Source organism: uncultured Bradyrhizobium sp. (assembly GCF_936928535.1).
In the GTDB taxonomy this organism is placed as follows: domain Bacteria; phylum Pseudomonadota; class Alphaproteobacteria; order Rhizobiales; family Xanthobacteraceae; genus Bradyrhizobium.
In genome coordinates this window covers 109,570-134,487 of record NZ_CAKZHY010000171.1, presented here as the reverse complement: position 1 = coordinate 134,487, position 24,918 = coordinate 109,570, and the positions used below count along the sequence as shown (strand labels likewise).

26 protein-coding genes, 1 tRNA gene and 1 riboswitch are annotated in these 24,918 nt (G+C 64.8%); of the genes, 7 read left to right on the top strand and 20 right to left on the bottom strand.

Annotated elements, in window-relative coordinates:
- Nucleotides 1-142 precede the first annotated feature (142 nt).
- From Q0687_RS34315 to Q0687_RS34270, 10 genes are all read right to left on the bottom strand, one after another.
- The gene (locus Q0687_RS34315; RefSeq protein ID WP_298886958.1) at nt 143-1,213 is read right to left on the bottom strand and encodes an ABC transporter permease; all 1,071 of its coding nucleotides are present in this window, start codon (nt 1,211-1,213) and stop codon (nt 143-145) included.
- Entirely contained in the window at nt 1,213-1,977 is a 765-nt protein-coding gene (locus tag Q0687_RS34310; protein WP_298886955.1) for an ATP-binding cassette domain-containing protein, read from the bottom strand. Before Q0687_RS34310 ends, Q0687_RS34315 begins: the two co-directional genes overlap by 1 nt.
- A 12-nt stretch (nt 1,978-1,989) precedes the next feature.
- Nucleotides 1,990-3,312 carry a xylose isomerase gene (xylA, locus tag Q0687_RS34305; protein ID WP_298886952.1) on the bottom strand — a complete coding sequence of 441 codons (1,323 nt, stop codon included), beginning with the start codon at nt 3,310-3,312 and terminating at the stop codon, nt 1,990-1,992.
- On the bottom strand, nt 3,309-4,766 hold the full coding sequence (gene xylB, locus Q0687_RS34300) for a xylulokinase (protein ID WP_298886950.1): 1,458 nt from the start codon (nt 4,764-4,766) through the stop codon (nt 3,309-3,311). The genes xylA and xylB overlap by 4 nt, the downstream gene beginning before the upstream one ends.
- Before the next feature lie 138 nt (nt 4,767-4,904).
- A complete protein-coding gene (locus tag Q0687_RS34295; protein ID WP_298886947.1) occupies nt 4,905-5,951 on the bottom strand; it encodes a LacI family DNA-binding transcriptional regulator in 1,047 nt (348 codons plus the stop codon).
- 155 nt (nt 5,952-6,106) lie between these two features.
- Nucleotides 6,107-6,568 (bottom strand): GNAT family N-acetyltransferase, encoded by a 462-nt coding sequence (locus Q0687_RS34290; protein WP_298886994.1) that lies wholly within the window; start codon nt 6,566-6,568, stop codon nt 6,107-6,109.
- Between the two features lie 20 nt (nt 6,569-6,588).
- Nucleotides 6,589-7,101, bottom strand: a complete 513-nt coding sequence (locus tag Q0687_RS34285; protein ID WP_298886945.1) for a GNAT family N-acetyltransferase — start codon at nt 7,099-7,101, stop codon at nt 6,589-6,591.
- A complete protein-coding gene (locus Q0687_RS34280; protein WP_298886942.1) occupies nt 7,101-7,682 on the bottom strand; it encodes an XRE family transcriptional regulator in 582 nt (193 codons plus the stop codon). The genes Q0687_RS34285 and Q0687_RS34280 overlap by 1 nt, the downstream gene beginning before the upstream one ends.
- A 184-nt stretch (nt 7,683-7,866) precedes the next feature.
- Nucleotides 7,867-8,316 carry a ribose 5-phosphate isomerase B gene (gene rpiB / locus Q0687_RS34275; RefSeq protein ID WP_298886939.1) on the bottom strand — a complete coding sequence of 150 codons (450 nt, stop codon included), beginning with the start codon at nt 8,314-8,316 and terminating at the stop codon, nt 7,867-7,869.
- Nucleotides 8,317-8,333: 17 nt separating this feature from the next.
- A tRNA-Gly gene (locus Q0687_RS34270) sits at nt 8,334-8,407 on the bottom strand.
- A 175-nt stretch (nt 8,408-8,582) separates the two neighbouring features.
- Here Q0687_RS34270 and Q0687_RS34265 point away from each other — a divergent pair.
- From Q0687_RS34265 to Q0687_RS34245, 5 genes are all read left to right on the top strand, one after another.
- Nucleotides 8,583-9,161 carry a methylated-DNA--[protein]-cysteine S-methyltransferase gene (locus Q0687_RS34265; RefSeq protein WP_298886936.1) on the top strand — a complete coding sequence of 193 codons (579 nt, stop codon included), beginning with the start codon at nt 8,583-8,585 and terminating at the stop codon, nt 9,159-9,161.
- A 9-nt stretch (nt 9,162-9,170) separates the two neighbouring features.
- Nucleotides 9,171-10,010 carry an AraC family transcriptional regulator gene (locus Q0687_RS34260; protein ID WP_298886934.1) on the top strand — a complete coding sequence of 280 codons (840 nt, stop codon included), beginning with the start codon at nt 9,171-9,173 and terminating at the stop codon, nt 10,008-10,010.
- 56 nt (nt 10,011-10,066) lie between these two features.
- Entirely contained in the window at nt 10,067-10,426 is a 360-nt protein-coding gene (locus Q0687_RS34255) for a VOC family protein (RefSeq protein WP_298886931.1), read from the top strand.
- Between the two features lie 125 nt (nt 10,427-10,551).
- A complete protein-coding gene (locus Q0687_RS34250) occupies nt 10,552-10,953 on the top strand; it encodes an SRPBCC family protein (protein ID WP_298886928.1) in 402 nt (133 codons plus the stop codon).
- A 100-nt stretch (nt 10,954-11,053) separates the two neighbouring features.
- On the top strand, nt 11,054-11,542 hold the full coding sequence (locus Q0687_RS34245) for a hypothetical protein (RefSeq protein WP_298886924.1): 489 nt from the start codon (nt 11,054-11,056) through the stop codon (nt 11,540-11,542).
- Here the strand turns inward: Q0687_RS34245 and Q0687_RS34240 are convergent.
- The 4 genes from Q0687_RS34240 to Q0687_RS34225 form a co-directional block, all read right to left on the bottom strand.
- Nucleotides 11,539-12,981 carry an MATE family efflux transporter gene (locus Q0687_RS34240; protein WP_298886921.1) on the bottom strand — a complete coding sequence of 481 codons (1,443 nt, stop codon included), beginning with the start codon at nt 12,979-12,981 and terminating at the stop codon, nt 11,539-11,541. The genes Q0687_RS34245 and Q0687_RS34240 overlap by 4 nt on opposite strands.
- A 166-nt stretch (nt 12,982-13,147) precedes the next feature.
- Complete coding sequence (locus tag Q0687_RS34235; protein ID WP_298886918.1) at nt 13,148-14,200, bottom strand: hypothetical protein; 1,053 nt, start codon at nt 14,198-14,200, stop codon at nt 13,148-13,150.
- 104 nt (nt 14,201-14,304) lie between these two features.
- The gene (locus Q0687_RS34230) at nt 14,305-14,733 is read right to left on the bottom strand and encodes a PAS domain S-box protein (RefSeq protein ID WP_298886915.1); all 429 of its coding nucleotides are present in this window, start codon (nt 14,731-14,733) and stop codon (nt 14,305-14,307) included.
- Nucleotides 14,734-14,905: 172 nt separating this feature from the next.
- Nucleotides 14,906-16,012, bottom strand: a complete 1,107-nt coding sequence (locus Q0687_RS34225) for a 2'-deoxycytidine 5'-triphosphate deaminase (protein ID WP_298886912.1) — start codon at nt 16,010-16,012, stop codon at nt 14,906-14,908.
- 110 nt (nt 16,013-16,122) lie between these two features.
- Nucleotides 16,123-16,202, top strand: a riboswitch (SAM riboswitch).
- Nucleotides 16,203-16,276: 74 nt separating this feature from the next.
- Here Q0687_RS34225 and Q0687_RS34220 point away from each other — a divergent pair.
- Entirely contained in the window at nt 16,277-17,464 is a 1,188-nt protein-coding gene (locus tag Q0687_RS34220) for an O-succinylhomoserine sulfhydrylase (RefSeq protein WP_298886909.1), read from the top strand.
- 97 nt (nt 17,465-17,561) lie between these two features.
- Here the strand turns inward: Q0687_RS34220 and Q0687_RS34215 are convergent, their stop codons facing one another.
- The 3 genes from Q0687_RS34215 to Q0687_RS34205 are packed head-to-tail and all read right to left on the bottom strand — an operon-like array spanning nt 17,562 to nt 20,611.
- Nucleotides 17,562-18,563 carry an SGNH/GDSL hydrolase family protein gene (locus Q0687_RS34215; RefSeq protein ID WP_298886906.1) on the bottom strand — a complete coding sequence of 334 codons (1,002 nt, stop codon included), beginning with the start codon at nt 18,561-18,563 and terminating at the stop codon, nt 17,562-17,564.
- A gap of 12 nt (nt 18,564-18,575) precedes the next feature.
- Nucleotides 18,576-19,355, bottom strand: coding sequence for an SGNH/GDSL hydrolase family protein (locus Q0687_RS34210; protein ID WP_298886903.1), 780 nt, complete (start codon nt 19,353-19,355; stop codon nt 18,576-18,578).
- Nucleotides 19,355-20,611: an OpgC domain-containing protein gene (locus Q0687_RS34205; RefSeq protein WP_298886900.1), complete on the bottom strand. Its 1,257-nt coding sequence runs from the start codon at nt 20,609-20,611 to the stop codon at nt 19,355-19,357. The genes Q0687_RS34210 and Q0687_RS34205 overlap by 1 nt, the downstream gene beginning before the upstream one ends.
- A gap of 181 nt (nt 20,612-20,792) precedes the next feature.
- On the opposite strand from Q0687_RS34205, the gene apaG reads away from it, so the two are divergent.
- A complete protein-coding gene (gene apaG, locus Q0687_RS34200) occupies nt 20,793-21,185 on the top strand; it encodes a Co2+/Mg2+ efflux protein ApaG (RefSeq protein ID WP_298886897.1) in 393 nt (130 codons plus the stop codon).
- 116 nt (nt 21,186-21,301) lie between these two features.
- Here apaG and Q0687_RS34195 read toward each other — a convergent pair whose 3' ends face one another.
- From Q0687_RS34195 to Q0687_RS34185, 3 genes are all read right to left on the bottom strand, one after another.
- Nucleotides 21,302-22,309: an Hsp33 family molecular chaperone gene (locus Q0687_RS34195; RefSeq protein ID WP_298886894.1), complete on the bottom strand. Its 1,008-nt coding sequence runs from the start codon at nt 22,307-22,309 to the stop codon at nt 21,302-21,304.
- A gap of 275 nt (nt 22,310-22,584) precedes the next feature.
- Entirely contained in the window at nt 22,585-23,508 is a 924-nt protein-coding gene (gene argF, locus Q0687_RS34190; RefSeq protein ID WP_298886892.1) for an ornithine carbamoyltransferase, read from the bottom strand.
- Nucleotides 23,508-24,710, bottom strand: a complete 1,203-nt coding sequence (locus Q0687_RS34185; protein WP_298886889.1) for an aspartate aminotransferase family protein — start codon at nt 24,708-24,710, stop codon at nt 23,508-23,510. The genes argF and Q0687_RS34185 overlap by 1 nt, the downstream gene beginning before the upstream one ends.
- Between the last annotated feature and the right edge of the window lie 208 nt (nt 24,711-24,918).

Below are 24,918 nucleotides of genomic sequence, written 5' to 3'. Positions count from 1 at the left end.
TGCTCCGGCAGGCGGATAGACGATCTTTCGTTATCCTGCCGGAGTAACTCTCTGAAGCGCGATGAGATTATCATTTCGCTCCAGGTCTTTGTTTGAGCATGATCTTTCCGGAAAACCGCTTCACACTTTTCCGGATCATGCTCTAAGTCATGCGCGAGCGGATGCGGTCGACCAGCACGGCAAGGATGATGATCACGCCGACCAGCGTCTGCTGCCAGTAGGAGTTGACCTGCGCGAGCACGAGGCCGTTGCGGATCACCTCCAGCAGCACGCAGCCGACGATGGCGCCGAGCGGCCCGCCGAGGCCGCCGGCGAGGTTGGCGCCGCCGATGACCGCGGCGGCGATGACGTTGAGCTCGTAGGACGTTGCCATGTTCGCCGGCGCGGATCCCAGCCAGCCCGAGATGATGATGCCTTGCAGGCCCGCGGCGAGCGCGCAGATCACATAGACCTCGATCTTCACGCGTACGACCGGGATGCCGGTCAATTCCGCAGCCTTCTCGTTGCCGCCGAGCGCGAAGACGTGGCGGCCGAAACTCGTGTGATGCAGCACGACCGCCATGATCACGGCGAGGATCATGAGGTAGATGAAGGGCGCGGGCAGGCCGTACACGTCACCCGAAGTCAGCGCGTAGAAAAGATCGGCATCGGGTCCGCCCGGAAAGCTGCCACGGCCGTTCGAGACGACATAGGCAAGCCCGCGCACGATCGAGAGCATGCCGAGCGTGGTGACGAAGGGCGAAAGCCCGAGTATCGCAATGCAGAAGCCGTTGATGATCCCGACGAGGAACGCGACGAACAGCCCCGCAAGCACCGAGATCAGCAGGATCAAGCCGGGCATGTTGGCGACGACGGTCTTGCCGTCGGCGGCCATATGCACGAAGTACGACCCCGGCGCCGACAGCTCCACCATCACCATGGATGTGATCATGGCGGAAAAACACATCATCGAACCGACCGAGAGATCTATGCCGCCGGTGATGATGACGAAGGTGATCCCGAGCGTGGCGATGGCGATGAAGGAAAAGTTCTTCGCCACGTTCTGCATATTGCCTTCGGTGAAGAAATAGGGACTGGCAAAACGCATCACGATCATCAGCACGATGAGCGCCAGCAGGACGTAACCGGTCTGCGAGGCAAAGATGCCGCGGTGCCACCATTTGCTGCGGCCGACATTGGTGAAGGAGATCGGGTTTTCCATGGGTACGGACATCACGCCGCCTCCTTCGCGCCGGTGATGAGAGCGGTAACTTCCTCAGGGGATGTGTCGTGGATCGGCTTGTCGGCCCGCTTCTCGCCGCGGCGCATGACGATGACGCGGTCGCAAACCGCGAACACGTCGGGCATACGATGGGAGATCAGCATGACGGCGACGCCCTGCTCCTTCAGACGGTGGATCAGGCTCAACACCTGTTCGACCTGGCGCACGGAAATCGCGGCCGTCGGCTCGTCCATCATCACGAGCTTGGCGTTGGACAGCCGCGTGCGGGCGATCGCCACCGCCTGGCGCTGGCCGCCGGACATCTGCTTGACCAGGTCATGCGGCCGGGTTTCCGAGCGCAGCTCGCCGAACAGGTCCAGCGCGCGCGACGCCATCGCCTTGTGGTCGAGCAGCGCGATCGGTCCGAATTTGCGCTTGAGCTCGCGGCCAAGAAAGACGTTCGCCGCGGCCGTCAGATTGTCGGCGAGCGCGAGGTCCTGATAGACGACCTCGATCCCGACAGCGCGGGCATCGATCGGGCGACTGAAGTGGACGGGATTGCCGTCGAAGCGGATCTCGCCATGGGTGGGGCGGAAATTCCCGGCGATGATCTTGACCAGTGTCGACTTGCCGGCGCCGTTGTCGCCCATCAGGCCGACCACCTCGCCCGGATGGACGTGCATGTCGACGCCATGCAGCGCGCGGATCGCGCCGAACTCCTTGCCGATCCCGGTCAATTCCAGCACCGGCTGGCCGTTTGTGGAAGAGGTTGTCATGCTCGGCCTCGCTCAGACGTACCGGTTCACGAGAGATTCGAGATATTCCTGACGGCCCGACCGCGGTTGCGGATCGAAGCCGGAGACAAGCGCGCGATCGGAGAGCTCGGCGAGCGATCGCTTGCCCGCCATGATCGCCTGCCCTTCGCCATCGGTCCATCCGGCATAGCGCTCGGCGAGCGGCCCGGTCAGCGCCTCGGTGTCGAGCATGTCTGCCGCGGCGAGCAGCGCCCGCGCGCAGGCATCCATCGAGCCGACATGGGCGTGGATGAGATCGTCAGGGTCGATCGATTGACGCCTGATCTTGGCGTCGAAATTGAGACCGCCTGACGTGAAGCCGCCTCCCTTGATCATATCATGGAACACCAGTGCCAGTTCCGGCACGTTCATGGCGAACTGGTCGGTGTCCCAGCCGAGCAGATCGTCGCCTCTGTTGATGTCGAGCGAGCCGAACACGCCGAGCGCCTGGGCCAGGGCCACCTCGTGCTGGAAGGAATGGCCGGCGAGGATGGCGTGGTTCTGCTCGATGTTGAGCTTGACGTCCTCGAGCAGGTCATAGCGCTGCAGGAAGCCGTAGCAGGTGGCGACGTCGAAATCGTACTGATGCTTGGTCGGCTCCTTCGGCTTCGGCTCGATCAGCAGCGGGCCCTTGAAGCCGATCTTGTGCTTGTGCTCGACGACGAGCGAGACGAAGCGGCCGAGCTGGTCGAGCTCGCGCTTGAGATCGGTGTTGAGCAGGGTCTCGTAGCCTTCGCGGCCGCCCCACAGCACGTAGTTCTGCCCGCCGAGCCGATGCGTCACCTCCAGCGCAGCGCGGACCTGGCCGGCGGCATAGGTGAAGATATCAGGATCGGGATTGGTCGCCGCTCCCGCCATGTAGCGACGATGCGTGAACAGGTTCGCGGTGCCCCACAGCAGCCGAACTTTTGCCGACGCCATCTTCTTCTCGAAGATATCGCCGATCGCATTGAGGTTGGCGACGGATTCGGCAAGCGTCGCGCCTTCCGGCGCGGCATCGACGTCGTGGAACGTGAAAAAGGGCACGTCAAGCAGACGGAACATCTCGAAGGCGATGTCGGCCTTGGCGCGCGCCATCGCCATGGCGTCGGAGCCGTGATGCCATGGACGCAGGAACGTCTCGCCACCGAAGGGGTCGCCGCCGGGCCAGCAGAACGAATGCCAGTAGCAGACTGCAAAACGCAGATGATCCTCGAGCCGCTTGCCGCGCACAACGCGGTCCTTGTCATACCAGCGGAAGGCGAGCGGGTTTTTGCTGTCCTTGCCGCCATAGGCGACCGGGTCGGCTGCGCCGAAGAATTTTGGTAACGCGTTCACAGTGAAAACTCCTTCAGCGCGGGGTAGAGCTTGCGCCACTGCTGATAGGCCTCGTCATAGGCCGCAGTGCGCGACGGGTTGGGTGTGAATGTCGCGAGGCGCCGCGGACGCGTGCAGACCTGCGCGGGATCTTCAGCCGTGGCGGCGAGCCGGCCGAGCCGGGCAGCGCCGAGCGAGGCGCCGACCTCGCCTTCCTCGACGCGATGCACGGGAATGCCGAGCACGTCGGCGCAGATCTGCGCCCACAGCGCCGAGCGCGAGCCGCCGCCGACGAGATCGACCTCCGAGATGGCCGAGCTGGCGCTGGCGAGCGCGGCAAGATTGTCGCGCGCGGCAAAGGCAACGCCTTCGAGCACGGCCTGCACGATTGCGTCGCGCCCGGTGGCGCCGCGCAAACCGATGAAGGCGCCGGCCGCTGCGGCATCATTGTGCGGGGTGCGCTCGCCATCGAGGTAAGGCAGAAACTTCACCGGGCCGGGTCCGGCCACGGTGTCGCCGAGCGGCGCCAGCAGCGACGCCGTCGGTGTCGCCATCACGCTGGAGAGCCACGCGAGCGAAGCGGCGGCCGAGAGCATCACGCCCATCTGATGCCAGAGGCCGGGCAGCGCATGACAGAAGGCGTGCACGGCGAAGGCCGGCGCCGGCGCAAATTTGTCGGTAACGCGGAAGATGACGCCCGAGGTGCCGAGCGACAGGAAGGCATCGCCAGGCGCAATCGCCCCGAGCCCGATCGCGCTCGCCGCGTTATCGCCGGCGCCGCCGGCAACGACGACGTTGTTCGACATGCCCCAGCGCTGCGCGAACTCGCCCGCGAGCGTTGCGCTCACCTCGCTGCCCTCGACCAGGCGCGGCATGTGATGCAGATCGAGCCCGGTGGCCTGCAGCAGCAGCGCCGACCAGCGGCGCTGTCCGACGTCGAGCCAAAGCGTGCCGGCAGCATCCGACATGTCCTCGACCATCTCGCCGGTCAGGCGGTAGCGGACATAGGCCTTCGGCAGCAGCACCTTGGCGACGCGCTCGAAAATTTGCGGCTCGTGCCGCGCGACCCACAGCAGCTTTGGCGCAGTGAAGCCCGGCATCGCCAGATTTCCGGCAATGGCGTGCAGCGAGGGGCAGCGGCGCTCGAGCTCGACGCATTCAGCATGCGAACGGCCGTCGTTCCACAGGATGGCGGGGCGCAGCGGGCGTCCATCATCGCCAAGCAGCGTCGCGCCATGCATCTGGCCCGACAAGCCGATGCCGCGCACGCCGGCAACTTCGCGCGGATGAGCAGCGGCAAGATCGTCGACGGCGCCGATGGCGGCCTCGACCCAGGCATCCGGATCCTGCTCGGACCACAGCGGCTGCGGATGCGACAGCGCAAGCTCGCGCGCGGCCGTCGCGACTACCGCGCCAGCCTCACTCACGAGCACCGCTTTCACACCGGACGTGCCGATGTCCAACCCGATAAACAAACGCATCCCTCCCACTTCGTTTTGAGCGTGCTCGGTTCGGAAGACATGCTCTTCCGGATCACGCTGCCACGGTGCACGATCTGACGTCGCGCTTTCCGCAATCACTTAGCTCAACACACACCGCACCGCGCCCTTCGGCTACGGCAGATTATCCCGCATCAGAATGTCGATGCGAATTTTCTCCTGTTCACTCAAGATCGGCTCGTTACGCGCAAGCGACAGCAGCACGCGCACGGCCGCGCGCGCCTCGTGCCCCGGATTCTGCGAGATCGCGACATCCAGCGTGCCCTGCAGCAACAATCTTCGCGTCATCGCCGTGAGATCGTGGGCGATGAATACGATCTGCTTGTCGCGGCCCGCCTCGGTCAGGGCCGTGGCCACGCCCTGCGTGCCGGCGCCGACATTATATAGGCCGATGATGTCAGGATGTTTGCCGAGCAGACGCGAGATCAGCTGCTGGGAGCGGTCGTCCTCGTCGCGCCCTTCGAGCAGCGGCAGGATGTCGAGGTGCGAAAACTCCGACGCCATCACCTGATTGAAGCCAAAAATGCGCTCGGCATGGTCGCGCAGGCCTTGCGACCCCGCGATGATGGCGATCTTGCCGGACCTTTGGCCGACCAGCCGTCCGACCAGCGCACCCGCTGTACGGCCCGCGGCGATATTGTCGATGCCGACATAATGGTGACGGCGCGAGGACGGCACGTCGGACACCAGCGTCACGACCTTAATGCCACGGTCGACGATATCGTTGATGGCGGCGCGCACGCTCGGATGGTCGAGCGCAACGACGGCAACGCCGTCATATTCGCTCCCGGCGAGCTCCTCCAGCGAGGCCGCCAGCACCGACGGATCGAACACGTCGGTGATGACCATCTCGACGGCGAGACGGCGGGCGGAGAGCCACGCCGACATCTCGCCGAGATAGGCCTGGATCTGCAGCATGAACGGGTTGGCCCCGGTCGGCATCACGAAGGCAAATCGGCGGGCACGGCCGCGGGCGAGCTCGGCCGCGGCCACATGCGGCTGAAAGGCGTTGCGCGCGATGGTCTCCTGGACGCGCCGGACCGTGTCCGGCCGCACGCCGGGACGATTGTGCAAGACGCGATCGACCGTAGCCAGGCTGACACCGGCCTCGCGGGCGATGTCCTTCAGCGTCAGCGCGGCGGAGGCAGTCTCTTCAACCATGGCTGAAGGCTAGCAGAGGCGTTTTGAGGTGCGCAACTCATTTTGAGGGACAGGACGGCATTTTCGTGCGCCGGTTGCGCCGGCGCCTGGCCTAGCTCTTTGTTTCGACGCGTTTATTTGCGCTCGGATCGATATCCACTTCTGTCGAATATGCTTTAGGCGCAGAGGTCGAGCGTCAGGAATAGACTGTTAGAATCCTCGACATAGCCCTCGAATGGGGCGCAAGGCACGAAGCCGTTGGCCTGGTAGAGCGCGTGCGCCGGCTTGAAATAGTCCCACGAGCCGGTCTCGAGGCTGAGCCGCGTCATCTCACGCTTGCGCGCTTCAGTGATGATGTGGCGGAGCATCTGGCCACCAAAGCCGCGCCGGCGCGTGGTCTGCAGCGTGTGCATCGACTTCACCTCGCCATGGCCGGCAGAGAGCGTCTTCAGCGCGCCGGTTGCGACCAGCGTCTCGCCGTCCCAGCCGGTCCAGAACGCGACGTCGCTGGCCCGAAGCCCGGCAAGATCGAGCGCATGGGCGCTGCCCGGAGCGGTCTGCGCCCGCGCCGCCGTGACGTGATGGTCGAGCAAGGCGACCACGCGCGGATCGAACGTATCGCCGGTGCGGATCTGCATCGTCATGGCCTCACATCACCTCAAGGGTTTACTTGGCTTGCGAGCGTCTTCTGCATGAAGACGAGATCGAGCCAGCGGCCGAACTTGCAGCCGACCTCCGGCATGCGGGCGACCTCAACAAAGCCGAGCGAGGCGTGCAGTCCGATCGAGCCGGCATTGAGGGCCTCGATCCCGGCGATCATGGCGTGCTTCTGCAGCGTGGTGGCACGCTCGATCAGCGCAGCCAGCAGGCTGCGGCCGACGCCTGCGCGATGATGCCGCTCGTCGACATAGACCGAATTCTCCACGGTGTGGCGATAGCCGGGGAAGGGACGGAAATCGCCGAACGAAGCGAAGCCGACGACATCCCTGCCCTTCATCGCGACCAGCACGGGATAGCCGGCCTGCTGCCGCGCGCGGATCCATTCGCGCCGCGAGTCGAGATCAGCCGGGCCGTCGGTCCACACCGCCGTGGTATTGATCGCAGCGAAATTGTAGATGGCGAGGATATCCCCGGCATCCTCGAGCGTGGCGTCCCGTACGATCAGCGGCATCAGATTTTCCCATAAGATGTGCCGCGCCTGGTGATGATGACGTAGCGGGCATCCTGTTTGGTTTCGTTCTCGAAGGTGACCGCGCGCATCACGTCGAAGTCGAGACAATCGCCTTCGCGCAAGCGTACCGTCTTGGCGTCGATATGCACGCAGACCGCACCCTCCAGCATCAGGAGTTGTTGGGTGAAGGCGTTGCGGCCCCAGGGGCTGTAGGGCACGCGCGCGCCGGCCGGCATGTCGACGACGATGATCTCGATGCCGCTCGCTGCATCCACCGGCGAGGCATGGCGCCGGCGATAGCCGCTGTCGGGGTCGCGCCATTGCGGCTGGTCGGCGAGCCGCGTCAGCCGCTCCGGCGGCTTTTCCGAGAGCGCGACGACGTCGCTGAGCGAGACATCGAGCGCCGCACAGAGCTTGTTCAGCAGCGCCGCCGTGGCGCTGCTCTGCGCCCGCTCGACGCGACCGATCATGGCCCGGCTGACACCGGAGCGGCTGGCGAGTTCGTTCAAGGTCATGCCGGCCTGCGTCCTCAGAATCTTCAAGCGGCGACCGATCGCGCGATCGAGTTTTTGCTGGTCCATGCTTGGAGGTCCTGGCCTCATTCCGAACATCGCCCGGTACATGGACCGCATCCGCCGGACGGGATGAGATTAGAGCGGCGGAGCGTCGCGTGCCGGGAGCGAGAGGCTAATATATTGGAATCTTTGTGCGCAAGCGAGCGCCGTCCCGAGGAGGCAAGAGCGGGCTGGCAGCGAGGAGTGCGTCCTAGCGGGATGCGAGCTTGTCGATGCGCTTTTGGTGGCGGCCGCCCTCGAACGCGGTGCTCAGGAAGGCTTCGACGCATTCCTTTGCGACCACGTCACCGGTCGTGCGTCCGCCCAGCGCCAGAACATTCGCATCGTTGTGCTGGCGGCACAGCCGTGCGCCCGTCACGTCGTGCACGAGCGCGCAACGGATATGGGCATGGCGGTTGGCGGCGATGGAAATGCCGATGCCCGATCCGCAGATCAGGATGCCGCGATCCGCCTTGCCGTCCCTGATGGCATCGGCCAGCTTGTGGGCGAAGTCGGGATAGTCGACGGACGCGGCGCTGTCGGTGCCGAGGTCCAGCCAGGCCACATCGGGCAACGCGACCTTCAGAGCTTCCTTGAGGGCAAAGCCCCCGTGATCACAGGCAATCGCGATCAAGCTCGCGCCGTCGTCCTTGTCGGCCATTTGCTGTCCCGGGGAGTTGGAGCGGGCGAAGGGAATCGAACCCTCGTATGCAGCTTGGGAAGCTGCCGTTCTACCATTGAACTACGCCCGCAAAGCGCGTGTCCTGCGCCCATCCTGATTAGCCGAGACGGTGTCTCCCGCCAAGCGGTTTGGCGCGTCAGGCCGGACGGATGTTAGCGTCCTGGCAAGATTCCAGGTGCGCCGAATTGTGGCAGTGTTATGATTACCCTGTCGGGGGAGCAACGTGCACTGAGTGGGGCGTGTGCATGGTGGGGCGTGGCTACACGATATTCGACACGGCGATAGGGCGCTGCGGCATCATCTGGAGCAGCACCGGTGTCGTGGCCGTGCAATTGCCCGAGGCGCGGGAGATCGACACCCGCCGCCGGATTTTCCAGGTCCATCCTGAAGCGCGCGAGCAGGCGGTGCCTGTTAACACCGAGCTCGCCATCGAGGGCATCGTCGGCTTGCTGCAGGGCAGCGATCCCGATTTTTCCGACGTCAGCCTGGACGCCGGCGAGGTACCGGCTTTCAACCGGCGGGTCTACGAATACACCTGCACCATCCCCCGCGGGGAAACCCGCACCTATCACGAGATCGCGAAGGCGCTGGGCGCCTCGGGTGCCGCGCATTCGGTGGCGCAGGCGATTGCGCGAAATCCCTACATGATCATCGTGCCCTGCCACCGGGTGCTGGAAGCCGGCGGCTATGCCGACCGGATCTCGCCTTATGGCGGAGTGATCTCCAAGCGGCGGCTGCTGGCGCTCGAAGGCGCCCACCCGATCGCCAGCAAGACGCTGTTCGAGGTGCTGCTGCCCGTTGCCCCGCCGCGCTCGCCTTCCTAAATATCTGGAATGGATGCGACCACGCTGCTGACGTCACAGGCGATGACGGTCTCCGAGTTTCGCTGCGACGCGGGGCCGGGCGATCAGCCCTTTGCCGAGTGCCGCAGCGGTCATTCCATCGCCTATGTCCGTTCAGGAAGCTTCGGCTGCCATTGCCGCGCCGGCTTCTTCGAGCTGGTGGCGGGCTCGCTGCTGGTCGGCGCGCCCGGCGACGAATACACCTGCACGCATGAGCATGTCTGCGGCGACGTCTGCCTGTCGTTCTTCTTCAGCGAGGATCTGGTCGATGCGCTGGGCGGACGACGCGAGACCTGGCAGGTCGGCGCGACGCCGCCGTTGCCCGAGCTGATGGTGCTGGGCGAACTCGCGCAGGCGGCGGCAGATGGCAACAGCGATCTCGGCCTCGACGAAGTCGGCCAGATCCTCGCCGGCCGCTTCGTCGAGATCGTCTCGGGCAAGCCGCGCAAGAAGGCCTCGCCGACGGCGCGCGATCGGCGCCGCGCGGTGGAAGCCGCGCTGTGGATCGACGACAATTCGCATGCCGAGATCGATCTCGAACAGGTCGCACAGCTGGCAGGCCTGAGCCCGTTCCACTTCCTGCGGCTGTTCTCGGGCGTGCTCGGTGTCACCCCGCATCAATATCTGGTGCGCTCGCGGCTGCGACACGCGGCGCGCCTGCTCGCGGACGACGACATCGCGGTCACCGACATCGCCTATGACGTCGGCTTCGGCGACCTCTCCAACTTCGTCCGCACCTTCCACCGCGCCGCGGGCCTGTCGCCGACAAAATTCCGGCAGGCCTCGAAGGGGAAGCGCAAGATTCTCCAAGAGCAGCTCACCCTCAACTGACTAGGGTCCTCTCCGACACGCGCCAGCGAGCGGCGCGCTTTGCAATGGAGATGATCATGTACGACCATATCGGACTGCGCGTTGCCGACCTCGACGTCGCCACGCGCTTCTACACCGCGGCATTGGCGCCACTCGGTTACGTGCTGTGCTCGAGCGGCGACGGCTATGCCGGCTTCGGTCCGAAGGGCGAGCCGGCGCTCTGGCTGCATCTGAACAAGGGCCGCAAGGCCGACGGCGCGCATATCGCGTTTCGCGCCGGGGATCATAATGCGGTGAAGGCGTTTCACCGCGAGGGCCTGAAGAGCGGCGGCCATGACAACGGCGGCGCCGGCCCGCGCAAGGATTACAGCCCGACCTATTACGCGGCGTTCCTGATCGATCCCGATGGCAACAATGTCGAGGCGGTTTGTACGTGAGCTGCGACGAGACGCGCCAGATGTGCCGTCATTCCGGGATGGTGCGTAGCACCAGACCCGGAATCTCGAGATTCCGGGTTCGCGCTACGCGCGCCCCGGAATGACTCCAACATAATGGGAATTCCATGGCCTCCATCCACAATGACGTTTCCCTCCCCGCGCCGGCCCGCGACGTCTGGGACGCGGTGCGCGATTTCGGCGCGCTGCCGCAGCGGCTGGTGCCGGGATTCGTCACGGCGTGCTCGCTCGATGGCGATGCGCGCATCGTCACCTTCGCCAATGGCGCGGTCGCGCGCGAGGTGCTGGTCGATTGCGACGACAACAGGCAGCGGCTGGTTTATGCGATCAACAATGAGCGGCTGACGCATTACAGCGCCTCGGTGCAGGTGATCGCCGACGGCGAAGCAAGCTGCCGCCTGGTCTGGATCATCGACATGCTGCCGAACGAGCTTGCGCCTTACGTGCAGGAGCAGACCAAGGCCGCAATGATCGCCATGCACAAGGCTTTCCCCGCTCCTGCAGCGTGATCTTTCTCACAGAGCCATCTCCTCATCGGCCGTAAACATGGCCGCGTGCGTCCTGACGGCCTCGCTGTCCCGGCGGCGCCACGCACGCGAGGAGCATGCCATGAGAGGTGCGGACAAGGTGATCTGCCAGGCAGCTGCCGTGCTGCTGCTGCTTTCAGTTTCGAGCGCGCCGGCCAAAGCGCAGTTCCTTGGCGGAGGTGCCGGCGGCGGGGACATGATGACCCAGATGGCGCCGATGCTGGAGATGATGAAAGCCAAGATGGGCAAGCGCCGCTTCGCCATGCTGATGCAGACCATGGGCCCGATGATGAGCCGCATGATGGAGAACGGCGGCGGCGGGTTCGGTGGCATCATGAGCGGCGGCATGGGCGGTTTAGGCGGCGGCAATCTCGGCGCGCCCAATTACGGCGCCGGCTACGCGCCGACGGGCGGCGGCATGCCGATGGGAATGGGCGGCATGGGCGGCAGCGATATCATGGGCATGCTCGGCGGCGCCGGCGGCGGCGACATGATGGCGATGATCCCGCAGATCATGCGGCTCGCCAATCTGGGCGGTGGCGGCGGCCATCGTCGCCACAAACATCGCTAGTCGACAACCGACAGCACAGGCCGGACGGCAGGTTTCGCCTCGCGCGGACCCCAGCGCGTCAGCACCACGCTGGAGCATGAGAGCACGCCGAGCACGACCATCGAGCTCGCGGCGAGCCAGAAGAAGCTTTGCGCGGTGGCATCGTGCGTCGAAAGCCACCAGCCGCAGGCTGAGATGTAGATCAGCCGCGCCGTCTGCGCCAGCACCGGGCCGATCACCTTGGCTGCGCCTTGCGACGAGAAATACATCGTCGAGGCGAGGCCGATGAAGGCGTAGAACGGCGCAACCGTCGACAGATATTGATGGCTGGTCTGGTGCACCGGGGCGCTGTCCGTAAAGATGTTGACCCACAGGTCGGGGAACAGCGCGATGAGGCAGGCCGGCGTGCCGACGGCAATGAAAGCGCTCGCGCCTGCGGTCCAGGCGATGCCCCGCGCGCGGGCGATCCGCCCGGCGCCGACCGCCATGCCGATCATCGGCACCGAAGCAATACCGAACGAGAATGCGATCGAGGTCAGCAGGAATTCGAGCCGCGCACCGATGCCGTAGCCGGCAAGGATCGCGGTGCCGAACCTGGCCAGCATGTGAGTGAAGATCGAGATCGTCAGCACCGATTGCAGCGGCGAGAAGCAGGCGATGGCACCGACCCTGAGGATGTCGAAGAACATCGCCCATTGGATGCGAAGCCCGCGCAGCTTTGGGACGACCCGCGCGCGGCCGGAGAACAGGTACCAGCCCATCACGCAGATGTTCATGGAGTAGGCGATCAGCGCGCCGGCGGCGACGCCGCGCATGCCGAGCTGCGGGAAAGGTCCGAGCCCAAGGCCCAGCGTGCCACCGAGCACGATTTGCCAGACCGCGGAGTTGAGGATGAGAAGCGAGGGCAGCCGCATATTGCCGGTGCCGCGCAGCACGCCGGCCATGGTGTTGAGCGTCCAGGGCAGCACCGCGCCGCCGAAAAACACCTGGGTGTAGGCAACCGCATGCGCCAGCACTTGACCGCGGCCGCCGAGCATCATGAGCACCTGAGATCCGTAGATCAGCATACCCAGCATGAAGACAAGGCCGAACGTGATGCCGATCAGCAGTGCATGCGCGGCGAGCGTCCCGGCGCGTTCGCGATCGCCGGCGCCGAGCGCGCGTGCGATGGCGGAGGCCACTGCGCCACCCATGGCACCGCCCGACATGGTCATGGTCAGGATCACTGTCGGAAACACCAGCGCCATCGCGGCCAGCGCTTCGACGCCGAGACGTCCGATATAGGAGGTCTCCGCGATCACCACGCAGGTGCCGGCCGAGAGCGCGACCACGTTCGGCCAGGCGAGCCCAAGCAACGTGCGCAGGATCGGCCCGTCCACCAGCGCGCTCCGCACGGGCCGCGCGGGCGGCGGCAGCGGGCGCTCTTCCTCATCGACCGGGATCTCGGCGACGTCAGTCATTTCCTCTCCCGGGCACATCTGCAATTTGCGGCGCGGCAATGCTTAGGTGTGTCAATCAATTTGCTCGCGCGAAAGGCGCGGTGGGCACTTGTTAGCACGGCGGCTGCCGTTTCCGCCTGCGTCAGGTGCAAGCGTGCCCTGCGGCAGCGCATTTCGATCAGCGAAATTAACCGACGGTCCAGACCAGCGGCGGGCGGCCGGCTGCAGCCGAGCGCAGCTGCACGCCGATGTGGCGGCCGCATCCTGCGGCCAACCCCTCGAACAGCCCCTCAAGCACCTTGGCGCAGGTGCGATGGTAATCAGCGACGTCGTCCATCAGCTTCCAGCTCTGCTGGCGGATTTCGAAGCTGCCTTCGGATTGCGTGGTCTCAGCCGCGTCATCCTGCGCGGCGAACAGCGCGGTGAGGAAGGACGCGAACTCGCGCGCACCGCCGCGGCGCATCGCCAGCGGCTCCGCAATCTCATCGAAAAACTGCATGCCGATCAGCTTGCCGGTGATGTGCAGGAGATAGCCCGCATCTTCAGGCCCGAATAGCTGCACCATCACCGGCGCGGCGGTGCGGACATATTCCATGGCGTAGTTGCGATAGGCCTTTTCCAATCGCGGCTTCGGCCAGCTTGCGACGGGCAATGCCGGCGCGGTCTTAGCATCGAACAACGGCGCCTCCAGGTGCCGCGCGTAAACGAGGCGCTGGTCGAGCTCGAGCGGGTGATCGTATTGATGATAGTAGCCCTCGAGGCCGTCCTGGCCGTCGACGCTCTGCTTGGTGCAGACGAAGCCGAGCCTGAGATCACCGAGCGCGACGCCGTTGTTGGCGTGCCAGCCGCGCAGCATCGCGCGACTGACTTCGCCGGGCACGCCGCAGATCGCCGGGCCTTTCCAGATCCAGCGCGGCGGCGGATAGCGGATCCAGGCCTTGGTGTCGCTCTCGTACATGTATTCGACATGCACGCCGCCGATCCAGTTGGAGAGGTAGTGATATTGCGCCGCCGCCACGGCCGGCGGCAGATGATCGATCCCGAGTTTCCTAAGCCCCGGCAGGAAACGCTCCTGCTGCTGGCGGCGAAACACGCGGAAGACGAATTCGGCGGCATCCGCCGTGCCGCGCCGGGTGACCACGGTGAGGATCAGGCCGGTGAAGTAAGCGTGGTAGAGTCCGGCGACCGCGCGCCAGCATTTCCATTGCGCTTCTTGCGCGGCGTCAGCTGTTGCGGTCATGTTCGCTCCCGATCGCTGTTTTGATCGAGTGTGTCACTGCGCCGGATGACAGGCAACATGATGCGCGCGCAGGACGCCCTGCACGACGGCGCGTCAATTCCGCATCACGAATTATGCGATGCCTTGTCTTGTGAAGCCTTGGCCGCGCGCTCGCGCTCGACGCGCTCGGTGACATCGCGCGCCATCGCGACCGATCCCTGCACGCTGCCGCCGGCGTCACGCACCAGCGCGAAAGTCATTTCGATATAGAGCTTGCGTCCGCTCTTGTGCAGCGCGCGGGTCAGCGTCGGCCGTCCCGCAAGCTTCATCGCGCCGCTGGCGAGCGCGGCCTCGAAACCTTTCCAGTGCGCGGCGCGCAGATGCTCGGGGATGATCAGATCGAGATTCTGGCCGAGCGCGTCCTCGGCGGTGAAGCCGAACAGCGCGGTGGATGCGCGATTCCAGCGCGTGATCGTGCCGTTGCGATCCGAATAGATCAATGCGTCGGCGACGTCGTTGAGGATGTTTGCGTCGAGTTGGGATTGGTCGGTCATGGCGAGACCTCGTAGCCCGGAATTTGCGATGCATCCTGCCACACGTTCGCTGTCATCGCCCGACTTGATCGGGCGATCCAGTACTCCGAGACGGCTGATAAACAGCCGACAGGCTGCGGCGTACTGGATGCCCCGCCTTCGCGGGGCATGACGGCGGAGAGTGGAGCTGGCACTACACCCGAAAATGCTTCGATAGTTTCAGGCCCTGGGCCTGGTAGTTGGAGCCGATGCGCTGGCCGTACATGGCGTCGGGGCGCGCCAGCATCTTTTCGTAGACCAAACGGCCAACGATCTGGCCGTGCTCGAGAATGAACGGCACTTCGCGCGAGCGCACCTCCAGAACGGCGCGCGCGCCTTGCCCGCCCGCACCGGCATAGCCGAAGCCGGGATCGAAGAATCCGGCGTAATGCACGCGGAATTCGCCGACCAGCGGATCGAACGGCACCATCTCCGCGGCGTAATCGGGCGGGACCTGCACCGCCTCTTTCGACGCCAGGATGTAGAACTCGCCGGGATCGAGGATCAGGCTGCCGTCGGGACGCGCCGAGATCGGCTCCCAGAAATCTTCCACCGCGTAACCGGAGCGACGATCGACATCGACCACGCCGGTGTGGCGCTTGGCGCGATAGCCGACGAAGCCCGTGCCCTTCGCGCCGGAGAGATCGACCGAGACGGCGACGCCGCCGGTGAGATCGGCATCGTCGATATCGACGAGACGTTCAGTGGCATGGAGCGCGTCGAGTTCGTCGGCATTGAGAATGGCATCGCCGGTGCGGAAGCGCACTTGGCTGAGGCGCGAGCCCTCGCGCACCAGCACCGGAAACGTCTTCGGGCTGATCTCGGCATAGAGCGGGCCATGATAGCCGGCGCCGATCATGTCGAAACGACGCGTGCCATCGGCGATGACGCGGGTGAACACATCGAGCCGGCCGGTCGAGCTTTTCGGATTGGCGGCCGCGACGATCTCCGGCGGGAGCGCCAGGCTCTCCAGCAGCGGCACGATGTAGACGCAATTGGTCTCCAGCACCGCGCCATCGGCGAGGCTGAACTCGTGCAGCTTCAACTGGTCGATACGCTCGGCAACGGTGGCGCCGGGACCCGGCAGGAAGCTCGCACGCACGCGATAGGCGATGTCGCCGAGGCGCAGATCGAGGCTCGCCGGCTGGATCTGGCTTTCAACGAAATCATAGGCGGGCAGGATGAGACCCTCTTCCGCCATCGCCGCGATCATGCGGTCGGGCAGGATACCGTTGGCATCGGGGGCAACCGTGAACGTCAACCGGGGGTCCTCATCGGGGCTCAAATACATCCGGACTTGCGGGAAATACGAGCCTTTTACGGCTATCCGATGGACGCCTTGACGGAAAGGGCATTGCGGAATATGAGCATCACTTATCCCGTGGTGATTTGAGCCGGCCGGCTTGCAGCCACGTTAAATAAGTCGCTAAACAGGCCGGGGACCTCTGTGATCCCGGCCCGTGGAGATATCCAGGCCGGTTTTTTTATGACCGTTTTTGCTTCAATGGTCATATCGGAGGGTCCTATGTCGAAGTCGCCTGCCTCTTACCGTCCCGAAACCCGCCTGGTCCATTCCGGCACCCTGCGCTCGCAATATGGCGAGACGTCGGAGGCGCTGTTCCTGACCCAGGGCTATGTCTACAACAGCGCCGAGGAGTGCGAGGCGCGGTTCAAGGGCGAGGACCCCGGCTTCATCTATTCGCGCTATTCGAACCCGACGATCGCGATGTTCGAGCGCCGCATGATCGAGCTCGAAGGCGCCGAAGCGGCGCGCTCGGCGGCAACAGGCATGGCTGCGGTGACGACGGCGATCCTCGCGCCGCTCAAAGCCGGCGATCACGTGGTGGCGTCGCGCGCGCTGTTCGGCTCGTGTCTCTACGTCATCCAGGATTTGTTGCCGCGCTACGGCATCGAGACCACGCTGGTCGACGGAGCCAATCTCGACGAATGGCAGCGCGCGGTGAAGCCAAGCACCAAGACGTTCTTCCTGGAGAGCCCGACCAACCCGACGCTCGACGTGCTCGACATTCCCGGCATTGCCGAGATCGCGCACAAGGGCGGCGCGCGGCTCGTCGTCGACAACGTGTTCGCGACGCCGATCTGGCAGAGCCCGCTCGCACTGGGCGCCGACGTCGTGGTCTACTCCGCGACCAAGCATATCGACGGCCAGGGCCGGTGCCTGGGCGGCATCATCCTGTCCTCCGAAGCCTTCATCGCCGAGCACATCCACAATTTCATGCGCCAGACCGGCCCTTCGATCTCGCCGTTCAACGCCTGGGTCCTGCTCAAGGGCCTGGAGACGTTGGGCGTGCGCGTGCGCGCGCAGACCGACACTGCGGCGCGTATCGCCGACGTGCTGGCGAGCCATCCCAAGATTTCACGGCTGGTTTATCCCGGCCGCGAGGATCATCCGCAGGCGGCCTTGGTGAAGAAGCAGATGCGCGGCGGCTCGACGCTGGTGGGCTTCGAGGTCAAGGGCGGCAAGCAGGCGGCTTTCCGCGTGCTCAACGAGCTGAAGCTCGCAAAGATCTCGAACAATCTCGGCGATGCCAAGAGCCTCGTCACGCATCCGGCGACGACGACGCATCAGCGGCTGAAGCCTGAGGACCGTGCTGCGCTCGGCATCAGCGAGGGATTCATCCGCTTCTCGGCCGGGCTCGAGCATGTGGATGATCTGATCGAGGATCTCACGGCGGCGCTGGAGAAGGCGTGAGGTTGAATTGTAGCCCACGCATTTTTTGCGACCGAGAGAGATGGCGGGCACGGCGCGCAAAAAGCGCGCCTTTGCCCACCCTACGGCACTACGGCACCTACATCGGCCGGTAGGTCCGCACGTCCGCCGGCACGTTGACACCGAGCTTGATCTGGCCGACCGAGTGAATGATGTCGTCGCCGAGCAGCTGGGCGAAGCAGGCATAGCCCCAATCGTTCATGTGCAGGCCATCGGCGATCACGAAGCTCTCGACCGGAAGCGCCTGCTTCTCGTGCCAATCGCGCATCACCTCGAAGCGCGGGAAGATGCCGACGTGACGAAGCTCGGCGACCTTGCCGAGCAGCCTCACCATCTTGCTCGCGCTTTCTGGACGCTCGGTGACACGCGGCGAATATTGCGGGTCGACCAGCACGACATCGGCATCGCCCGCCGCCTGGATCCGGGTGATGCCGTCCTCGACCATTTTGGCGGTGTCGCCGGGATCGAGATTGCGCAGCACGGCGTTGGTGCCGACCTGCCAGATCACGAGATCCGGATGCACGTCGATCACTTCCTTCTGGAGGCGCTTCATCATCTCGGGCGCATCCTCGCCGCCGACGCCGGCATTGACGACGGTGATGTCAGCCGTCGGATATTGCCGGCGCAGCTGCGCGGCGAGACGGTTTGGATAATTGAAATCGGGCGAGCTCGCACCATAGCCCGCCGTCGACGACGAACCGAACGCGACGATCACGACAGGCTTGCCCGCGACGAGCTTACCCGCGACATGCGGCAGCGAGCCCATCGTCTTCGCGCCGCCCTTCGGTGGCAGGCACGGCACGCGGCTGAAAATATCGCCGGCGGATTTCGCCACCTGCTTGACCGTGTCGATGGCGCGGGAGGCGAGGCCACGCTGCTCGGCGGCCGGCTGGCTGGTCGTAGCGACGGTGGTCTGGGAGGGTGAGGCCGGTTCGGGAGTAGCAGCCTGCTGAGGCGCGGGTGTTGCCTGGGCCGCTTGTGCGTGAGCGGGTACTTGCGCCGCAGGCGTCAGCATCAGCAACACCGCTGCTGCGGGCGCAGCCAGCCATGTCGACGGGCCAAAAGGGCGGAGAGAACTCATTAACGCTCAACCTCAATTCTGCTGCTGGGCCGGCCCAAGATGGGCAGCGTCGATCACAAACTGCGCCAACGCCCGGCCGATGCAATCATGGACCTGCTTCGCCAGCTCAGGGCCGCGCGAGGGGCTGAACAGGTCGAACTGTCCTTGATCATTCCACTGCCGCATGATCGCGAAACGGTCGAACAGCGGGATATCGTGCTCCTGCGCCACCACCCGCATATTGTCGAGATAGGGCGGCGCCGAGATCATGGATTCGGTACGCGGGCTGTACTGCAAATTCATCAAGACGACGTCAGCCCCTGCATCTTGCAGTGCAGCGACCCCATCGGTCACGGCACCGCGAAAATCGTCGGGATCGATCGATCGGATAGCATCGACCGTCCCGGTCTGCCAGATGACCAGAGTAGGTGATTTTGCTTCCATCAGCTTAACGAAGGTTCCGGCGGCTTCCTCCGCGGTCTTCTTGCTCTGTATTTCTACGGATACGTGCACGACCTCCGCAGGGGGCAGCTTCTCTTTGAGGATCGCCTCCATCCGAGCCGGATAGGAGCTGCTTTCCGAGGACGGGATCGTCGTCGACCGGCTTCCGATCACCAGGATCTCGAGCGGCTTGCCCGCCTTGACGGCGTCGGCGACCTTGTGGAGCTGGCTCTCGGTGGCAAGCAGATAAGGCGGCAATTCGCAGGCTGCAGGGACCGCGGGCGCGGCAGGCGCAGCGTCTTCCGCGCGCGCTGAAGGCGCGGTGAGGTACCCGCATAGCAGGATCAGGCTCAGGAGAACCTTCGCCTTCATCAGCCCCCTCCCGCCAGATCGGCGTTGCCGACGGCGTTTTTGATTTTCGTACCGCTCTTGTCGGCTACGCGCTTGTACCACGAAATCACCCAGGCCATCGCCCACATGATCAGAATTCCCGAGAGACTAATCAGCGCATGCATGGCCGGGCCGCTCGCGACTTCGGCCAGGATGAAATGGCCGGCAAAGGCCAGGAAGACGCCGAGACAGAAGATCTCCAGCGAGTGCTGGCCGCACACGATCAGCGGCCGCAACCACGGCGATTTCAGGCCCGGCCATTCCCGCGGCAGGAAACGCACGGTGAGCGCGGCCAGCGCCAGGAAGTGCGTGAAGCGCAGCACGTCGAGGTCCGTCTTGTCGATCGGATACATCCACTGCTCGATCCACTTCGGCATGAAGTGCGAGAGCTGCGGGACGTACCAGGTCAGCGTCACGTAGAACGCCGCGACGAGATAGGCGATCGAGATCCACATCGTCACGGGCGAGGCCAGAATGCGCGACATGCGTCGCGCACCTCCGAGCGCGCACCATGCGCCGAACACGAACAGCAACTGCCAGGCAAAGGGATTGAATGCCCAGAAGCCGTTCGGATAGGCGGAGAAGTAGAGGTCGAACTCCCAGGTCGCAGCATAAAGCAGCGCCGAGAGCGCGAGCGTGACATCGGGCCGCCACTTCATCGACCACAGGATCAGCGGCAGCGCGAGCATCAGGACAATATAGAGCGGCAGCACATCCATGTTGACGGGACGGAAGCGCAGCAGCAGGGCCTGCACGATGGTGACATCGGGCTGCTTGAGAAAATCCATGATGCCCATCTCTTCGGTATAGAGCGGGTTCTCGAAGCTGGTCGCGACGTAGGAGATTTCGGCGAGGAAGATCGTGAACAGGAAAACGTGGGCGACATAGATCTGCCAGACCCGCCGCAGCACCCGTGCGGTGGCGATGACGAAACCGTTCTCCAGCATCGCGCGGCCGTAGACGAAAGCTGCGGTGTAGCCGGAAATGAAGATGAAGATCTCGGTGGCGTCGCTGAAGCCGTAATTGCGGATGGTGAACCAGGTCAGGAGATTGGGCGGCAGATGGTCGATGAAGATCAGCCACAGCGCGAGGCCGCGGAACAGATCGAGCCTGAGCTCGCGCTCGCCGATGGCCGGCAGCGTGATGGCCGGCGCAGCAACGCGCGGCTTGGCCTCCGCAGGCTTGGCACCTGCGGTTCCCGCGATCGTCGATCCCGTGACTTGATCGGCAATGGTCATGGGGGCCCAAAAACCCTTCCGCAAATCGCGACGTTTCAGGAGTGTACCGGTCCGATCGCCGCCTCGCAAAGCGGCCGGATCACATCGGGGTCTACTTCTCCGTGAATTCGGGCGGGAGGATGTCGCCAGGGCCGGCTGCGGCGTTTGGTTCCTGGCAGGGTTTTCGTTTATGATGGCAACCATGTACCGCGCCGTGACCCGCCAGATCGAAGTGACCGTCGAGCCGAACTTTGTTCCGGAACAGTCCTCGGCCGACCGCTCGCGGTATTTCTGGTCCTATACCATCGTGATCACCAATTCGGGCGACGAGACCGTGCAGCTCAAGACGCGGCACTGGATCATCACCGATGCCTCGGGCCGCCAGCAGGAGGTCAAGGGCGAAGGCGTCGTCGGCGAGCAGCCGACCCTCGCCCCGGGCGAGCGCTTCGAATACACCTCGGGCGTGCCACTCTCCACCGCCTCCGGCTTCATGACGGGCCGCTATCTGATGGTCAGCGAAACCGGCGAGCGCTTCGAGATCGACGTGCCGACGTTCTCGCTGGATAGCCCTGATAATAAGCGGGTGTTGAATTAGGGGTGGGCGCAGGTGCCGTAGGGTGGGCAAAGCGAAGCGTGCCCACGTCTTTCCGCCATCGTCCAGAGATCGTGGGCACGGCGCAAGTGCGCCTTTGCCCACCCTACGATAGCTCGTTACGCGTCCTCGACGCCCGCTTCATCCGGCGTGAACTCGTACACCGACGAGCAGAACTCGCAGGTCACGACAACCTTGTCGTCCTTGACCATGGCGTTGCGGTCGTCGGGCGAGAAGCTCTTCAGCATGGAGGCAACTGCGTTGCGCGAGCAGGAGCATTGCGCTTTCAGGACCAGCGGATTGAACACGCGCACGCCGCGCTCGTGGAAGAGGCGATAGAGCAGGCGCTCGCCGGAGAGATCGGGATCGATCAGCTCGACGTCCTCGACCGTCTCGATCAGCGAGCGTGCCTCGACCCAGGCGTCGTCTTCGGCGACGCTGTGAACCTCGAGGCCCTCGGGCGCATCGCCGGGATGCAGGTCGGCCTGCCGCGCGCGCTCAGGCGCCTTCGGCAGGAATTGCATCAGCATGCCGCCGGCGCGCCAGCGGTGCTTGCCACCGTCGCTCGATCGCCACTCCTCGCCGACCGCGAGGCGCACGCGCGTCGGGATCTGCTCGGAGCGCAGGAAATATTCGTGGGCGGCGTCTTCCAGGCTGCCGCCATCGAGCGCGACCAGGCCCTGGTAGCGGCTCATGTCGGGCCCCTGGTCGATGGTCATGGCGAGATGGCCGCTGCCGAGCAGCGTGCCCGAATCCCTGGCGCCGCCGAGGCGCGCGGCATCGAAGCGCGCATAGGCGCGCAGGCGATCCGGCGCCTGATAGTCCACCACCAGGAACGACACCGGGCCGTCGGTCTGGGCCTGCAGGATGAAGCGTCCCTCGAATTTCAGCGCCGAGCCGAGCAGCGTCGTCAGCACGATGGCCTCGCCGAGCAGCTTGCCCACGGCAGCGGGATAATCGTGCTTGGTCAGGATCTCGTCGAGCGCCGGGCCAAGCCGCACCAGGCGGCCACGCACATCGAGCGCGTCGACCTCGTAAGGCAGCACAGCGTCATCGATCGGAACCGCGGATGGCGCGCGAACCGGGCCTTCAGACCCGGTTTTCATGTCAGGGGATTGGGAAACCATGGCGCTTTATCTGGGGTCGGAGGGGGCGGAATGGAAGGGGGCGGCCGGCAATCCGGGACGCAGTGATGATCGCTCGAACGCACCACAAACTCGGTGTCGTCCCGGGGCGCGCGAAGCGCGAGCCCGGGATCCATAACCACAGGACTACGTCAGCGCGCGAGATGACAACTCCGAGTCCTCGCCACAGAACGTCCTGTGGTTATGGATCCCGGATCGGCGCGCCGCTTGTCCGGGATGACGGTGGAGGGTGGCGCAGCTACCGCTCCATCACCCAATTATTTCACCGCGTCGAAGCACCAGGCCAGAATGCCCTTCTGCGCGTGCAGGCGGTTTTCGGCCTCGTCGAACACGACCGATTGCGGACCGTCGATCACCTCGTCGGTGACCTCCTCGCCGCGATGGGCGGGCAGGCAGTGCATGAACAACGCGTCGGGCTTGGCCAGCGACATCAGCTTGGCATTGACCTGGTAGGGCTTGAGCACGTTGTGACGGTGCTCGCCTTCCTTGTCGCCCATCGACACCCAGGTGTCGGTGACGACGCAATCGGCGCCCTTCACGGCGGCTTCGGGATCGGTGCCGAGCACGATCGGCGCATTGGTCGCCTTGATCCAGTCGCGCATCACCTTCTTCGGGGCGAGCTCCGGCGGCGTTGCGACGTTGAGCTTGAACTTGAAGCGCTCGGCGGCATGCGCCCAGGACGCCAGCACGTTGTTGTCGTCGCCGGTCCAGGCCACGGTCCGCCCCTCGATCGGGCCGCGATGCTCTTCATAGGTCATCAGGTCGGCCATGACCTGGCACGGATGCGAGCGCCGCGTCAGGCCGTTGATCACGGGCACCGTCGCATACTGCGCGAGCTCCAGCAGCGCCTCGTGGTTGAGGATGCGGATCATGATGGCGTCGACATAGCGCGACAGCACGCGCGCCGTGTCGGCGATGGTCTCGCCGCGGCCGAGCTGCATTTCGGCACCGGTGAGCATGATGGGCTCACCGCCGAGCTGCCGCATGGCAACATCGAACGAGACGCGCGTGCGGGTCGATGGGCGCTCGAAGATCATCGCCAGCGTCTTGCCTTCGAGCGGCTTCACCGGCTGATGCGCTTTCTGCTTCGCCTTCATGGCGGAGGAGGCCGCGAGCATGCTCTTGAGCTCCGACAGCGGCAGCTCGTTGATATCGAGGAAGTGTTTTGGCGTCTTGCTCATTAGCTTGCCGCCCGCTTGTTGCCCGACAGCGTGGTGCAGGCGCGTTCGAGCCGCCCGATGCTGTCTTCGATTTCTGCTTCGGTGACGATCAAGGGCGGCAGGAAACGCACGACATTGTCGCCAGCGCCGACCGTGAGCAGCTTCTCGTTGCGCAAGGCTGCGACCAGGTCACCTGATGGCACCACGGCCTTGATACCGATCAGAAGCCCCTCGCCGCGAATTTCGCTGACGATATCGGGGTGACGGTCGATCACGGAGGCGAGCTTCTGCTTGAGCAGCAGCGACATCTTCTGCACGTGGTCGAAGAAGCCGGGCTTGAGCATGACGTCGAGCACGGCGTTCGCCGCCGCGATCGCCAGCGGGTTGCCGCCGAAGGTCGAGCCATGCGAGCCGGGCCCCATGCCGGCGGCCGCATCCGCAGTCGCCAGGATCGCGCCGATCGGGAAACCGCCGCCGAGCGCCTTCGCCAGCGACATCACATCGGGTGTGACGCCGGTGCGGCGGTGGGCAAACAGATCGCCGGTGCGGCCCATGCCGGTCTGGACCTCGTCGAACGCAAGCAGCAGACCCTTCTCGTCGCAGAGCTGGCGAAGCGCCTTGAGGAAGCCTGGAGGCGCCGAACGCACGCCACCCTCGCCCTGGATCGGCTCGATCAAGATGCCGGCGGTGTGCGGGCCGATCGCCTTCTTCACGGCCTCGATGTCGCCATGTGGGATCTGGTCGAAGCCTTCCATCGGCGGACCATAGCCTTCGAGGTATTTTGCCGATCCGGTCGCCGCCAGCGTCGCCAGCGTGCGGCCGTGGAAGGCGCCTTCGAAGGTGATGATGCGGTAGCGCTCCGGATGCCCCTTGGAGAAGTGATGATGGCGGACCAGCTTGATCACGCCCTCGAGCGCTTCGGCGCCGGAATTGCAGAAGAACACGAAGTCGGCAAAGCTCTCGCTGCAGAGGCGCGCAGCGAGCTTCTCGCCATCAGGGCTCTGGAACAGGTTCGACATGTGCCAGAGCTTGGTGGCCTGCTCCTGCAGCGCCTTGACCAGCGCCGGATGGGCATGGCCGAGCGCATTCACCGCCACGCCCGAGGTGAAATCGAGATAGCGATCGCCATTGGTTGCGATCAACCAGACGCCTTCACCGCGCTCAAAACCGATGTCGGCCCTGGCGAAAACGGGGAGCAAATGCGGCGCTGCGCTGTTGGTCATGACGGTCTCTTTGATGGTCATCAAGATGTTTCGGACGGCCTGAACACGCATGGCGCAGCGCGTCATTTGGTCCGGAAAACGAAACGTGCCGCCTTTTAAGGGCGGCACGCACAACTATCTTATGCCTGGCAATACGGGTGTCAATGCCGCCCGGAAAGCCTCGCGAAATGCTGAATCCGTAGTCTTGCGGTGGCGATTTTGCGGGATT